Origin of the sequence: Elioraea sp. Yellowstone, assembly GCF_006704265.1 — a bacterium.
In the GTDB taxonomy this organism is placed as follows: domain Bacteria; phylum Pseudomonadota; class Alphaproteobacteria; order Acetobacterales; family Acetobacteraceae; genus Elioraea.
Map to the genome: position 1 here is coordinate 32,099 of NZ_VIKA01000004.1, position 12,378 is coordinate 44,476.

Consider the following 12,378-nt stretch of genomic DNA (forward strand, 5'->3'; position numbering starts at 1 on the left):
GCCTTGCGCCCACCGCGTTCGCCCCGCAGTGTCCGCCACGCCCCGGGCCGGTCCCGGTCCGCGTCGGCGGCCGCGGCGCGGCCGCCGCAGAGAGGAGACCCGCATGCGCCCCATCCTCGCCCTCGTCGTCCTGCTCGCGCTGGCTGCCCCTCTCCGCGCGCAGGAGACCCTGCTGCGCCTGGCCGAGTCCGCCGAGCGCACCGTACTCCCCGACGAGCTGCACGCCACGCTGCGCGCCACCGCCTCGGGCAACTCGGCCGCCGCCGTGCAGCAGGAGGTCAACCGCCGCATGGCTGCAGCCCTCGAGCGCGCCCGCGCCGTGCCCGGCGTGACGGCCGCCACCGGCGCCTACTGGTCCTGGCGCAGCGGCGAGCGCGGCCAGACCTGGAGCGCGACGCAGGAGCTGCGCCTCACCGCGACCGCGGCCGCGCCGACGCTGCTCGAACTCGTCGGCACGCTGCAGGGCCAGGGCATGACGATCGGCGAGCTCGGCTACCAGGTCTCGCGTCCGCTCGCGCGCGCGACCCGCGAGGCGGTGACCGAGGAGGCGCTCGCCGGGCTGCGCGCGCGTGCCGAGCGGCTCGCCGCCGCACTCGGCATGAGCTTCGCCGGGTTCCGCGAGGTGCGCGTCGATGCGCCGCACCGCGCCCCGCCGCCCATGCCGCGCGCGATGATGGCAAGCCGTGCCGAGGCCTCAGCGCCGCCGCCCTCTGCCGAGCCCACCGAAGTGCCGATCGGCGCCACGGTCGAGGGCGATGCCGTGCTCAAGCCGCGCTGAGCGGATCGCCAAACGTCAGCAAGCGGCGGGGAGTGCAACCTTCGCGCGTCACCTCTGCACCCCCGGGTGTGTTTTCCGTTTGCACGGCGACGGCGTTCCAGTATTCTTGTTCTGTCGGCGGCGATTTCACGCCGAGCATCCGCGAGGACGGTCTCCCCTGCCGAACCTCGCGGCTTTCCGTACGGAAAAGGCGGCGCCCGGTTACCCCCCTAACCGGGCGCTTTCTTTTGCGGCCGGTGCCGCGCGGGCAGCCCCGCCCCGCTACCGTCGGTTGCCGGCCCGCCGCGGCGCGACGCAGCGCCGATCCGTCGGGGCTCCGTCCTCGGCCGCCGCGGAGACGGTCGGGCGACCAGCGTGACCAGGCCGCGGCCAGCTTGCCCGTACGAGGCGACGTGCTTGCTCCGGGACCTTCGGCGGGACGGCATCGGCGGGATTCCGTTCCGCACCGACCTCAGGCCTTGGCGCGGCCTCATACCCGGAGCACAAGGGTTTGACCTTTGTGCGGAGGGTATGGCGCGCGGGGCTCAAGGGGCGGCCGCGCGCAAAACCAAGGCCTGATGCCCGGCCGGCAAAGGTCGAACCGTTGTCGGCCGGGTATCAGTGCGCCTCGGCCCAGTTGCGCCCGGTCCCCGTCTCCACCACCAGCGGCACGCGGATCGCCGCGGCTCCCTCCATGGTGCGCTTCACGACCGCGGCGGTGGCGTCGCGTTCGGCCTCCGGCACCTCGAACAGCAGCTCGTCATGCACCTGCAGCAGCATCCGCGCCGAGAGCCCTGCTTCGGCAAGCGCCCGCGGCAGGCGTACCATCGCGCGCTTGATCACGTCCGCCGCCCCGCCCTGCAGCGGCGCGTTGATCGCCTGGCGCTCGGCGAAGCCGCGCCGCGCGGGGTTCTTCTCGCCGATCCCGGGGATCCAGATGCGCCGGCCGAAGGGGGTGGTGACGTAGCCCCTCATGCGCGCCTCCTCCTTCATCCGCTCCATGTAGTCGCGGATGCCGGGATAGCGCTGGAAATAGGCGTCGATATAGGCCTTCGCCTCGCCCGGCGTGATGGCGAGCTGGTTCGCCAGCCCGAAGGCCGAGATGCCGTAGATAATGCCGAAATTGATCGCCTTGGCCTTGCGGCGGGTGACCGGATCCATGCCCTGCATCGGCACGCCGAACACCTCCGCTGCGGTGCGCGCGTGGATGTCCTCGCCCTTCGCGAAGGCCTCGCGCAGGGCGGGCACCTCGGCGACGTGCGCGAGCAGGCGGAGCTCGATCTGGCTGTAGTCGGCCGAGAGCAGCAGATGCCCCGTCTCGGCGACGAAGGCGCGGCGGATGCGCCGCCCCTCCTCGGTGCGCACGGGGATGTTCTGCAGGTTCGGATCGGTCGAGGCGAGCCTGCCGGTCGCCGCCCCCGTCATCATGAAGCTGGTGTGGATGCGGCCCGTCGCGGGGTCGATCTGATCCACCAGCGCATCGGCGTAGGTGGACTTCAGCTTGGCGAGCTGGCGCCACTCCAGCACCTTGCCCGGCAGCGGATGCTGCGTGGCGAGTTCCTCCAGAACGGCGGCGTCGGTGGCGTACTGGCCGGTCGCGGTCCTGGCGCGCCGCCCGCCCGGGGGCGTGAGCTTGAGCTCGTCGAACAGCACCCGCCCGAGCTGCTGCGGCGAGCCGACGGTGAAGGGCCGGCCGGCGAGATCGTGGATCTCCTGCTCCAGGAGCCTCAGCCGGTCGGCGAACTCGGCCGAGATCTGGCGCAGGTCGCGCGCATCCACCTTCACTCCGGCGCGCTCCATCGCCGCGATCACCGGGATGAGCCGCCGCTCCACATGCTCGTAGAGGGCGAGCACCTGCTCGGCGCGGAGCCGCGGCTTCAGGAGCCGCCACAGGCGCAGCGTGACGTCCGCGTCCTCGGCCGCGTAGGCGGTGGCGCGCTCGAGCGGCACCTCGGCGAAGCTCACGCGCGCCTTGCCGGTGCCGGTGACGGCATCGTAGCTGATCGGTTCGTGGCCGAGATGGCGCGCGGAGAGCTGGTCCATGCCGTGCTCCCACCGCCCGGCGTCGAGGCAGAAGCTCATCAGCATGGTGTCGTCGATCGGCCCGAGCGCGATCGCGCCGTTCTCGGCGCGCGCCAGCACGGCGAGGTCGTACTTGCCGTTCTGCATCACCTTCAGCACGGCCGGGTCTTCCAGCAGCGGGCGCAGGAGGTCTATTGCGATCTCGAACCGGATCTGCTGCGGCGCGGGATCGGACGCGAGATCCGCCCCGCGCCCGACATGACGCAGCGGCACGTAGCAGGCGCGCCCCGGCGCGGTGGCGAGGCTCACGCCGACCAGCCGCGCGCGCTGTGCATCCAGGCTGTCGGTCTCGGTGTCGAAGGCGAGGAAACCCTGCGCGGACGCCTCGGCGATCCAGGCGCGCAGCCGTTCCTCGCTCGTGACCGTCTCGTAGGGGCCGAAGGGCGCCTCGGCGGACATCCCGCGCGGCGGCGCGGTCGCGGGCGCGGCTGCCGTCTCGCCCGCGCCGTCGAGGCCGAGCCGCTGCAGCGTCGAGCGGAAGTTCTGCGCCTTGAGCCAAGCGGCGAGCTTGGCCCGGTCGGGCGGCTTCAGGTCCAGCGCGGCGAGCGGCAGCGGCAGCGGCGCCGAAGGGTCGAGCGTGACGAGCCTCTTGCTGATGCGCGCGGCCTCGGCGTGCCCGATCAGCGCCTCGCGCCGCTTGGGCTGCCTGATCGTCTCGGCCTTGGCGAGCAGCGTCTCGAGGTCGCCGAACTCCTCGATCAGCGCGGCCGCGGTCTTCACGCCGATCCCGGGCACACCCGGCACGTTGTCGGTGGCATCGCCGGCGAGCGCCTGCACGTCGATCACCTTGTCGGGCCTGACGCCGAACTTCTCGACCACCTCGGCCTCGCCGATCGGCTTCTGCTTGATCGGATCGAGCAGGGTCACGCCGGGGCGGATGAGCTGCATGAGGTCCTTGTCGGAGGAGACGATGGTGACCGTGCCCCCCTCCTCGAGCTCGGCCTTCGCGTAGGCGGCGATCAGGTCGTCCGCCTCGAAGCCGTCGGCCTCGATCGCGGGCAGACCGAACGCGTCGACGGCCTCGCGGATCAGGCCGAACTGCGGCACCAGCTCCGCGGGCGGGTCGGGGCGGTGCGCCTTGTAGTCGGGATAGATGTCGTTGCGGAACGTCCGCCGTCCCTTGTCGAACACCACCGCGATGCGGTCGCCCGCGTGCTCGGCGATGAACTTCGCCAGCATGTTGGTGAAGCCGAACACGGCGTTCACCGGCGTGCCGTCGGGCCGCGTCATCGGCGGCAGGGCGTGGAAGGCGCGGAAGATGTACCCCGAGCCGTCGATCAGGATCAGGTGCGGGCGGGGGGACATGCGGGCGCGCGGCTCAGGCCGCCTTCGCGCCCTTGAGCACGAACAGCCGCGAGCAGTACGGGCACATGACGCGGCCCTCCACGAGCGTCAGGAACACGCGCGGATGGCCGAGCGGGCCGTTGCCGTCGCAGGCGACGGTGGTCTCCTCGGTCTCGACGATCTCGCTGGGCGCCGGCGCCCTGGGGGCGGATGGGGCGGTCATCGCACTTCCTGTCGGGGATCGGGGGGCGGATGATAGCGGCCGGGATGCGCGGGGCAACAGACGGAAGGATCGGCAGGCGGGCGGCGCTCGCGGGGCTCGGCGCGCTTGCCGCCTGCGCGCCGCGCATCGCGCCACCCGGTCCGCCGGACGGACCACCGCGCGACGCGGGCTCGGCACTGGTGATGGCCGACGGCGCGCGCCTGCCGCTCGAGGCCTGGCTCCCCGCGGGGCCGCCGCGCGGTGCGATCCTCGGCCTGCACGGCTTCAACGACTACCGCCGCGCCTTCGCGCTCGCGGCGCCGCTCTGCGCCGAAGCCGGCTGGGCGTTCTATGCCTACGACCAGCGCGGCTTCGGCGCCGCCCCGCATCCGGGGAGCTGGCCCGGCCACGACGCGCTGGCGGCCGACGCGACTGCGGCGGCGCGGCTGATCCGCGCGCGCCACCCGGGCCTCACGCTCGCCATGCTGGGCGAGAGCATGGGAGCGGCGGTGCTGCTGGTCGCCGCCGCCTCGGCCGACCCGCCGCCGGCCGATGCCTATGTGCTCTCCGCGCCGGCGGTCTGGGGCGGCGAGACCATGGGCCGGTTCGGCCGCTGGCTGCTCGATCTCGCCGCTCATACCGTGCCGGCGCTCGGCATCGTCGGCGGCTCGCCCTTCATCCGCGCCTCCGACAACGCGGCGGCGCTCAGCGCGATGGCGCGCGATCCGCTGGTGCGCAAGTCGACACGGGTGGACGCGGTCTACGGCCTCGTTGCGCTGATGGACGCCGCGCTCGCCGCCGCGGCGCGCTTCGCCGCGCCGGCGCTGATCCTCTACGGCGCGCGGGACGACCTGGTGCCCGAACGCGCGATCGCGGCGCTGGCGGCGCGGCTGCCGGGGCTGGCCTCGGGCCGGCAGCGCGCGCTGGTCTACCCGGACGGCTACCACCTGCTGCTGCGCGACACGATCCGCGCCCGCGTGGTGGGCGACGTGCTGGCGTGGCTCGCCGATCCGGCGGCGCCGCTCTCCGCCGGAAGCCTCGAGGCGCCTGCGCGTTTGCCGCCCCCCGCGGCTTCGGCTATAGGGGCGGGCACGGACCCGTAGCTCAGCTGGATAGAGCGCTGCCCTCCGAAGGCAGAGGTCGCACGTTCGAATCGTGTCGGGTCCGCCAGCCCGCAGCTCCGCCGCTCGCGCCGCCTCCACCCTCCCCGGGAACGGCGTTCCTCCCGGCTTGACGATGATTATTGATATCAATATATCTCGGGCCATGAACGAGTACCGCGAGATCGGCAGCGTCTGCATCGCGCTCCATCTCCGCCGTGCCGCCCGGCACGTCGGACGGATCTACGACGAGGCGCTGCGGCCGGCCGGGATCAACAACGGCCAGTTCTCGCTGATGGCGATGCTCGCGGCGAAGGACGACTGGACCATGCAGGAACTGGCCGATTCCCTCGGGCTCGACCAGAGCTCGCTGAGCGCGGCGGTCAAGCCGCTGATGCGGCGCGACCTGATCGTCCAGGAGGCCGGGACCGACGACGCGCGCGTGCGGAGGCTCCGCCTCACCCCGGCCGGCAGGCGCCTGCTCGACCGCGCGCGGCCGCTGTGGCGCACGGCGCAGCGCCGCGCGGAGGAGCTGCTGGAAGACCACCAACCGGATGCCGTGCGGTCCGCCTTGCGGGCCCTCGGCTGAATGCGAGGCAGGCCCGCCATGATCGCGGATAAAAACATTGATATCAATAATCCTCGCCTGCCGCTGGCCGCGCTGACGGCAGCGTCCTTCGCGCTCGGGACCGGGGCCTACGTCTTCGCCGGGCACCTGGAGGCGCTCGTGCGCGATCGCGATGCCGGCCGCCAGGCCGATGCCGCGGTCCTGCTGGCGCTCAACGGATCGACGGTCCTCGTCGGCCAGGGCCTCGGCGCGGCCCTGGGCGCTCTGACCACGGCGACCTTCGGCCTCGGCGCGCTGGGTTTCGCCGCTTCGGCGGTCGCCGCGGTCGGGCTCACGGCGTCCTTCGCGCTGTCTCCCCCGCGCGGCGCGGAGCTGCGGCCACGCGCCGCCCAACCGGCAAGGGACATGGCATCATGAACGGCACCGCAGGACGTGCCCCCGCGATCGGTCTGACGGCCGCCGTCAGCGCCCTGACCGTCGCCATCTGGGCTGCCGGCGTCGTCGTCGCGGCGCACACCGGCGTGCTCGCCCGGGCGTGGCCGCCGTCGATCGCGGCGCTCGTCGCCGCCGGCATCGCGGTCCCCACGATCCTCCACCTCGCCCTCGCCCCCCTGCGGGCCCTCGCCCGGACGATCGGGCTCAGGGTGATCACGGCGTTCCACGTCTGGCGCATCCCGGCCGCGATGCTGTTCTTCTGGTACGGCCTCGAGGGCGCGCTTCCGCCCGCCTTCTGGCTCCTCGCCGGCATAGGCGACGCGATCGCGGGCGCGTGGGCGCTGAGGGTGGTGACGCGTCCCGATGCGCGGCTTGCCGACTATCGCGCCATGCACCGTTTCGGCCTCGCCGATTTCGCGGTGGCCGTCGGCACGGGACTGGCGTTCACGCTTCTCCTCGATCCGCGCATGGCGCCGATCGCGCACCTGCCGCTGGCGCTGATCCCCCTGTTCGGTGTCGGGCTGTCCGGCGCCACCCACATCGTCGCCTTCGATCTGATCCGCGAGGGGCGGCGCTGACGCGGCAGGGCGGGGCTCACCGCACGAGCCGCGGCAGCAGCGCGTCGAGCCGGAGCCGGCCCGCGCGCGTCGTCGCGATGCCGCCCGCGGTCGTGCGCGCGACCAGCCCCTCGGCTTCCGCCGCGGCGAGGGCCGCCGGGTCCAGCGCGTCGGCCAGCGCCACGCCGGTGCGCGCGAGGAAGCGCGCGGGGTCGATGCCCTCGGCGAGGCGCAGCCCCATCAGCAGCGCCTCGCGCGCGCGCGCAGCCGCCGACAGTTCCTCCTCCTCGCGCACGCCGTGCCCCCGGCGCTCCACCGCCTCGGCCCAGGCCTCCGGCGCCCGCACGCGCGCCGTCGCGGTCAGGCGGCCGCCGACCATGATGCGGCCATGCGCGCCCGGCCCGATCCCGGCATAGTCCAGGTAGCGCCAGTAGGCGAGGTTGTGGCGGCTCTCCGCGCCGGGTGCCGCGTAGTTCGACACCTCGTAGGGCGCGAGCCCCGCGCGCGCGGCCTCCTCCTCGGTCGCCCGGTAGAGCGCGGCCTGGGCGTCCTCGCCCGGCAGGACGAGTTCGCCGCGGTCGTGCAGCCGGGCGAAGGGCGTGCCGGGCTCGATGGTGAGCTGGTAGAGCGAGAGGTGGTCGAGCCCGAAGGCGAGCGCCCGGCGCAGTTCGGCGCGCCAGGCGGCGCGGGTCTGGCCCGGGCGGGCATAGATCAGGTCGAAGGAGGCGCGCGGGAAGAGCGCACGCGCGGTCTCGAGCGCGGCGAGGGCCTGGGCGGCGGAGTGGCGGCGGCCGAGGAAGGCGAGGGCGCTGTCGTCGAGCGCCTGGATGCCGAGCGAGATGCGGTTCACGCCGGCCGCGCGGAAGCCGGCGAGCTTGGCCGCCTCGACGCTGGTCGGGTTGGCTTCGAGGGTGATCTCGGGTGGCGTGGCGGGCGGGAAGGCGCGGGTGGCGGCCTCGATCAGGGCGGCCACGGTCTCGGGCGACATCAGCGAGGGCGTGCCGCCGCCGAAGAAGATCGAGGCGAGCGGGCGGGGTCCGAGGCGCCCGGCCTCCCAGGCGAGATCGGCGAGCAGGGCGGCGCGGAAGCGTCGTTCATCGATGCGCTCGCGCACGTGGCTGTTGAAGTCGCAGTAGGGGCAGCGGCTCAGGCAGAAGGGCCAGTGGACGTAGAGGGCGAGCGGCTCGGGCATGGTTCACGGGATAGGGGGTCCGGGGGCGAGGCCGCCGGCCCTTGCCCCCGGCTTCGCCTCTTCCTCTCGCGCGCGGCCCGGGCCGGGCCCTACTGGTTCGCGGTCGGAGCGGTGGCGGCGAGCAGCACGCCGATCGGCTCCCACAGCAGGCCGAGCTGCACGACCGGCTGGCCGGCGAAGCGCAGCGTCTGCTCGGCCACCGGCCGGCCGCCGAGGTGCTGGTAGAACCAGCGCGTGGGGTTGTCCTTCAGCACCCAGAGCGTGACGGACCGGCAGCCGATCGCATTCAGGTGCGCGGCGACGGCCCGCATCAGCCGCCGGCCGACGCCGCGCTCGCGGAAATCCTCGAGCAGGTAGAGGGTCTCGATCTCGCCGGCCTCGCGCGCCCCGCTGCGCGCGCGCCCGCCCGAGGCGAAGCCGACCACGGCGGGGGCGGCGCCGTCGGGCGAGTCCGGACCGGTGGCGACCGCGACGAAGGTGGCGTGGCCGGGCGGCGGGGCGGTGATCAGGCGCCGCCAGCCGGCCGCCTGGCGCCCGGGGGAGAGGCCGGCCAGGTAGCTGTCCGGCAGGATGCCGGCATAGGTGCTGCGCCAGGTCGCGACATGGATCGCGCCGATCGCCTCGGCGTCGGCGGCGCGGGCGCGGCGGATGGCGATCACGCGACCGCCTCCCGCACCAGCGCGGCGGCGAAGAACCCGTCCGTGCCGTGGCGGGCGGGGGTGAGCGACAGATAGGGTCCCTCTCCCGGCAAGGCGAGGCGCGTGCGCGCACGCACCGCCTCGAGCGGCAGCACCGCGAAGCCCGCAACGCGGGAGAGGAACCCGTCCACCTGTGCCTCGTTCTCCTCGGCCAGCACCGAGCAGGTAGCGTAGACCAGAACCCCGCCGGGTTTCACCAGCCCTGCGGCGCGCTCCAGGATCACGGACTGTTTCCGCACGAGGTCGTCAAGATCCGCCTCGGCGAGCCTGAGCCGCGCATCCGGGCGGCGGCGCCAGGTGCCGGTGCCGGTGCAGGGGGCGTCCACGAGCACGCGGTCGAAGCTGCCGGCGGCGCGCTTCAGCCATTTCGCGCCGGGCTCGATCAGCCGCCGCTCGACATTGGAGACGCCGGCGCGCCGGAGCCGCCTCGCCGCCGCGGCGAGCCGCGCGGCCGAGACGTCGGCGGCGACGATCTGGCCGCGATTCGCCATCGCCGCGGCGAGTGCCAGCGTCTTGCCGGCGGCCCCGGCGCAGAAGTCGCAGACGCGCATGCCGGGCCGCGCGTCCAGCATCGCCGCGACGAGCTGGCTGCCCTCGTCCTGGATCTCGACCAGCCCGGCGCGGAAGGCGGCGCCGGCGGTGACGGGCGGACGGCCCTCGGCGCGCAGCCCCCAGGGCGAGAACGGCGTCGGCACGGTCGCGATCCCCTCGGCGGCGAGGGCGGCGCGCGCCTCCTCGCGCGTCGCCTTGAGGAGGTTCGCGCGCAGGTCGGTCGGCGCGGGCCGATCGAGGGCCCCCATCTCGACGGCGAGATGATTGCCGAACCGCGCGGCAAGCCGCGGCAGCAGCCAGTCGGGCACGCCGAGCCGCACCGCCTCCGGCATCGCGGGATCCACGAGCCGGGCGCCGGCGAGGGCGGCGAGGGCACGCCGTTCGGCCTCCGCGAGCGGGGCGGGGCCGTGGCGCGCGGCGTTGAACAGTCCAGCGACCGAGTCCGCCGCCATGCCCTCCGCGACCGCGAGTTGGACCAGCATCAGCGTGCGCGGCGTGACCGGCGCGCGCGCCCGCTCGAGGTGCCAGGCGAGCCGCGGGGCCGCGCGCAGCATGGCCCAGAGCCGGTCGGAGACGGCGCGCCGGTCGGCCGCGCCGATGAAGCGGCGCGCACGGAACCAGGCGTTCGCGACCGCGTCCGCCGGCGCCTCGGGTGCGGCGTCCACCGCCTGCCAGAGCGCGATGCCCGCCTGGACGCGGGCGGCCGGCGTCACGGCAGGAAGAACGCCGGCACGGCGTCCAGATCGGCGGCGAGATGCGCGATCTGGTGCATGGCGAACTCGGTCGGCTGGTTGATCCGGTTCACCCAGACGGTGCGGAACCCGTAGGCGGCGGCGGCCCGCGCGTCCCAGGCATTGGCGGAGACGAAGCCGATGCGGCTGCAGTGGCGGTGGAAGGCGTCCTCGGCCAGGCGATAGACGCGCGGGTCGGGCTTGAAGACGCGCACCGCATCGGCCGAGAGCACGTGGTCGAGCAGCGGGCCGAGCTGCGAGGCCGCAACCGCATCCGCCAGCATCGCGCGCGAGCCGTTCGAGAGGATCGCCGTGCCGATCCCCGCCCCGCGCAGCGCCGCGAGCGCGGTGCGCGCATCGTCATAGGCGGGCAGCGCGCGATAGGCGGCCATCAGGTCCTCGACCAGCCTCGTCTCCGCCCCGCCGTTCCAGTTCAGCGCGACATGGAGCGCCTCGCGCGTCAGCGCCTCGAAGTCGCGCCAGTGCTCGGGGCCGGTGAGCGAGGTCACCCAGGCGTATTCGAGCTGCTTCTGGCGCCAGAGCGCGCTGACCGACGGCCAGGACTCGCCCAGGCGGCGGGCATGGCGCGCCATCGCGGCGTGCACGTCGAACAGCGTGCCGTAGGCGTCGAACACCACGGCATCGACCGGGGAGCCGCTCACTGCTCGAGCCGGTAGTTCGGCGCCTCGCGCGTGATCGCCACATCGTGGACGTGGCTCTCGCGCAGCCCCGCACCGGTGATGCGGCGGAAGCGCGCGTTCAGCCGCATCGCCGAGATCGTCTCGCTCCCGGTATATCCCATCCCGGCGCGCAGGCCGCCGACGAGCTGGTGCAGCACCGCCGCGACCGGCCCCTTGTAGGCGACGCGGCCCTCGATCCCCTCGGGAACCAGCTTGTCGGTGTCGGCATCCTGCTGGAAGTAGCGGTCGGCCGAGCCCTTGCGCATCGCCCCGATCGAGCCCATGCCGCGATACGCCTTGTAGCTGCGGCCCTGGTAGAGGAACACCTCGCCCGGGCTCTCGTCGGTGCCGGCGAGCAGGCTGCCGATCATCACCGCATCCGCCCCGGCGGCGATCGCCTTGGCGAGGTCGCCCGAGCTGCGGATGCCGCCATCCGCGATCGCGGGGACGCCGCGGGCATGCGCCGCCTCGGCCGTCTCGAGGATGGCGGAGAGCTGCGGCACGCCCACGCCGGCGACGATGCGCGTGGTGCAGATCGAGCCGGGGCCGATGCCGATCTTCACCGCATCCGCGCCCGCCTCGATCAGCGCGATCGCAGCCTCCGGCGTCGCGACGTTGCCGGCCACCACCTCGATCGCGTTCGAGAGGCGCTTGATGCGCTCGACCGCCTCCAGAACGCCGGCGGAATGGCCGTGCGCGGTGTCGACCACGATCACGTCCGTCTCGGCCTCGACCAGCATCTCGGCGCGCCTCAGGCCGTCCGGACCCACGCCGGTCGCGGCCGCGACGCGCAGGCGCCCGAGCTCGTCCTTGCAGGCGTTCGGATGCGCGGTCGCCTTGTCCATGTCCTTGACGGTGATCAGGCCGACGCAGCGATAGGCGTCGTCCACCACCAGCAGCTTCTCGATGCGGTGCTTGTGCAGGAGCCGCTTGGCCTCGTCGGGGGCGACGTGCTCGCGCACGGTGACGAGGTTCTCGCGCGTCATCAGCTCGTAGACCTTCACCGTCGGGTCGGAGGCGAAGCGGACGTCGCGGTTGGTCAGGATGCCGACCAGGCGGCCCGACTCGCGCTCGACCACGGGGATGCCGCTGATGCGGTGGCTCGCCATCAGCGCGCGCGCCTCGGCGAGCGTCTGGTCGGGGTGGATGGTGACCGGGTTGACCACCATGCCCGATTCGAACTTCTTCACCTGGCGCACCTGGGCGGCCTGGTCCTCCGGTTCGAGGTTCTTGTGGATCACGCCGATGCCGCCCGCCTGGGCCATGGCGATCGCCATCGCCGCCTCGGTGACGGTGTCCATCGCCGCCGAGACCAGCGGGATGTTGAGGGTGATGCGGCGGGTGAGGCGGGTCGAGACGTCGGTGCGGCTGGGCAGGACGGTGGAATAGGCGGGGACGAGGAGCACGTCGTCGAAGGCGAGCGCCTCCTCGATGGCGGCGCGCGGACGGGGTGTGGCGGTGTCGGGGGCCATGGCGGAGCCTTCTGCGGCGAGCCTTGGCGGCCCGCCATACGACGACGGCGCAGGGGTTGCAAGCGACG

At 73.9% G+C, this 12,378-nt stretch carries 12 protein-coding genes and 1 tRNA gene; 6 read left to right on the forward strand and 7 right to left on the reverse strand.

The annotated features are described in order from the left end of the window. Positions 1 to 103 precede the first annotated feature (103 nt). Positions 104 to 778: an SIMPL domain-containing protein gene (locus tag FK498_RS01580; RefSeq protein WP_141851060.1), complete on the forward strand. Its 675-nt coding sequence runs from the start codon at positions 104 to 106 to the stop codon at positions 776 to 778. Between the two features lie 597 nt (positions 779 to 1,375). On the opposite strand, the gene polA is transcribed toward FK498_RS01580, so the two are convergent. Together polA and FK498_RS01590 are read right to left on the reverse strand one after the other, a co-directional pair. Further along, entirely contained in the window at positions 1,376 to 4,144 is a 2,769-nt protein-coding gene (gene polA / locus FK498_RS01585) for a DNA polymerase I (RefSeq protein ID WP_141851061.1), read from the reverse strand. Between the two features lie 13 nt (positions 4,145 to 4,157). After that, positions 4,158 to 4,346 (reverse strand): zinc-finger domain-containing protein, encoded by a 189-nt coding sequence (locus FK498_RS01590; protein WP_141851062.1) that lies wholly within the window; start codon positions 4,344 to 4,346, stop codon positions 4,158 to 4,160. A 44-nt stretch (positions 4,347 to 4,390) separates the two neighbouring features. Here FK498_RS01590 and FK498_RS01595 point away from each other — a divergent pair, with 44 nt between their 5' ends. The 5 genes from FK498_RS01595 (at position 4,391) to FK498_RS01615 (ending at position 7,006) form a co-directional block, all read left to right on the forward strand. Then, entirely contained in the window at positions 4,391 to 5,428 is a 1,038-nt protein-coding gene (locus tag FK498_RS01595) for an alpha/beta fold hydrolase (RefSeq protein ID WP_161988267.1), read from the forward strand. Continuing rightward, positions 5,419 to 5,495, forward strand: a tRNA-Arg gene (locus FK498_RS01600). The genes FK498_RS01595 and FK498_RS01600 overlap by 10 nt, the downstream gene beginning before the upstream one ends. A 66-nt stretch (positions 5,496 to 5,561) precedes the next feature. Further along, a complete protein-coding gene (locus FK498_RS01605; protein WP_141851064.1) occupies positions 5,562 to 6,014 on the forward strand; it encodes a MarR family winged helix-turn-helix transcriptional regulator in 453 nt (150 codons plus the stop codon). An 18-nt stretch (positions 6,015 to 6,032) separates the two neighbouring features. Then, positions 6,033 to 6,410, forward strand: a complete 378-nt coding sequence (locus tag FK498_RS01610) for a hypothetical protein (protein WP_141851065.1) — start codon at positions 6,033 to 6,035, stop codon at positions 6,408 to 6,410. Further along, positions 6,407 to 7,006 (forward strand): permease, encoded by a 600-nt coding sequence (locus FK498_RS01615; protein WP_141851066.1) that lies wholly within the window; start codon positions 6,407 to 6,409, stop codon positions 7,004 to 7,006. Before FK498_RS01610 ends, FK498_RS01615 begins: the two co-directional genes overlap by 4 nt. A 16-nt stretch (positions 7,007 to 7,022) precedes the next feature. On the opposite strand, the gene hemW is transcribed toward FK498_RS01615, so the two are convergent. The 5 genes from hemW to guaB form a co-directional block, all read right to left on the reverse strand. Continuing rightward, entirely contained in the window at positions 7,023 to 8,177 is a 1,155-nt protein-coding gene (gene hemW, locus FK498_RS01620) for a radical SAM family heme chaperone HemW (RefSeq protein WP_141851067.1), read from the reverse strand. 89 nt (positions 8,178 to 8,266) lie between these two features. Further along, entirely contained in the window at positions 8,267 to 8,836 is a 570-nt protein-coding gene (locus tag FK498_RS01625) for a GNAT family N-acetyltransferase (protein ID WP_141851068.1), read from the reverse strand. Continuing rightward, the gene (locus tag FK498_RS01630; RefSeq protein WP_141851069.1) at positions 8,833 to 10,140 is read right to left on the reverse strand and encodes an RsmB/NOP family class I SAM-dependent RNA methyltransferase; all 1,308 of its coding nucleotides are present in this window, start codon (positions 10,138 to 10,140) and stop codon (positions 8,833 to 8,835) included. The genes FK498_RS01625 and FK498_RS01630 overlap by 4 nt, the downstream gene beginning before the upstream one ends. Next, entirely contained in the window at positions 10,137 to 10,820 is a 684-nt protein-coding gene (locus tag FK498_RS01635) for a haloacid dehalogenase type II (protein WP_141851070.1), read from the reverse strand. The genes FK498_RS01630 and FK498_RS01635 overlap by 4 nt, the downstream gene beginning before the upstream one ends. Beyond that, positions 10,817 to 12,310, reverse strand: coding sequence for an IMP dehydrogenase (gene guaB, locus FK498_RS01640; RefSeq protein WP_141851071.1), 1,494 nt, complete (start codon positions 12,308 to 12,310; stop codon positions 10,817 to 10,819). Before guaB ends, FK498_RS01635 begins: the two co-directional genes overlap by 4 nt. Positions 12,311 to 12,378: the final 68 nt, after the last annotated feature.

What these genes read in the sequence shown, in the direction of transcription:
- FK498_RS01615 (WP_141851066.1), top strand. Translation starts at nt 6,407, where the DNA reads ATGAACGGCACCGCAGGACGTGCCCCCGCGATCGGTCTGACGGCCGCC.
- FK498_RS01610 (WP_141851065.1), top strand. Translation starts at nt 6,033, where the DNA reads ATGATCGCGGATAAAAACATTGATATCAATAATCCTCGCCTGCCGCTG.
- polA (WP_141851061.1), bottom strand. Translation starts at nt 4,144, where the DNA reads ATGTCCCCCCGCCCGCACCTGATCCTGATCGACGGCTCGGGGTACATC.
- FK498_RS01580 (WP_141851060.1), top strand. Translation starts at nt 104, where the DNA reads ATGCGCCCCATCCTCGCCCTCGTCGTCCTGCTCGCGCTGGCTGCCCCT.
- FK498_RS01595 (WP_161988267.1), top strand. Translation starts at nt 4,391, where the DNA reads ATGCGCGGGGCAACAGACGGAAGGATCGGCAGGCGGGCGGCGCTCGCG.
- guaB (WP_141851071.1), bottom strand. Translation starts at nt 12,310, where the DNA reads ATGGCCCCCGACACCGCCACACCCCGTCCGCGCGCCGCCATCGAGGAG.
- FK498_RS01605 (WP_141851064.1), top strand. Translation starts at nt 5,562, where the DNA reads ATGATTATTGATATCAATATATCTCGGGCCATGAACGAGTACCGCGAG.
- FK498_RS01590 (WP_141851062.1), bottom strand. Translation starts at nt 4,346, where the DNA reads ATGACCGCCCCATCCGCCCCCAGGGCGCCGGCGCCCAGCGAGATCGTC.
- hemW (WP_141851067.1), bottom strand. Translation starts at nt 8,177, where the DNA reads ATGCCCGAGCCGCTCGCCCTCTACGTCCACTGGCCCTTCTGCCTGAGC.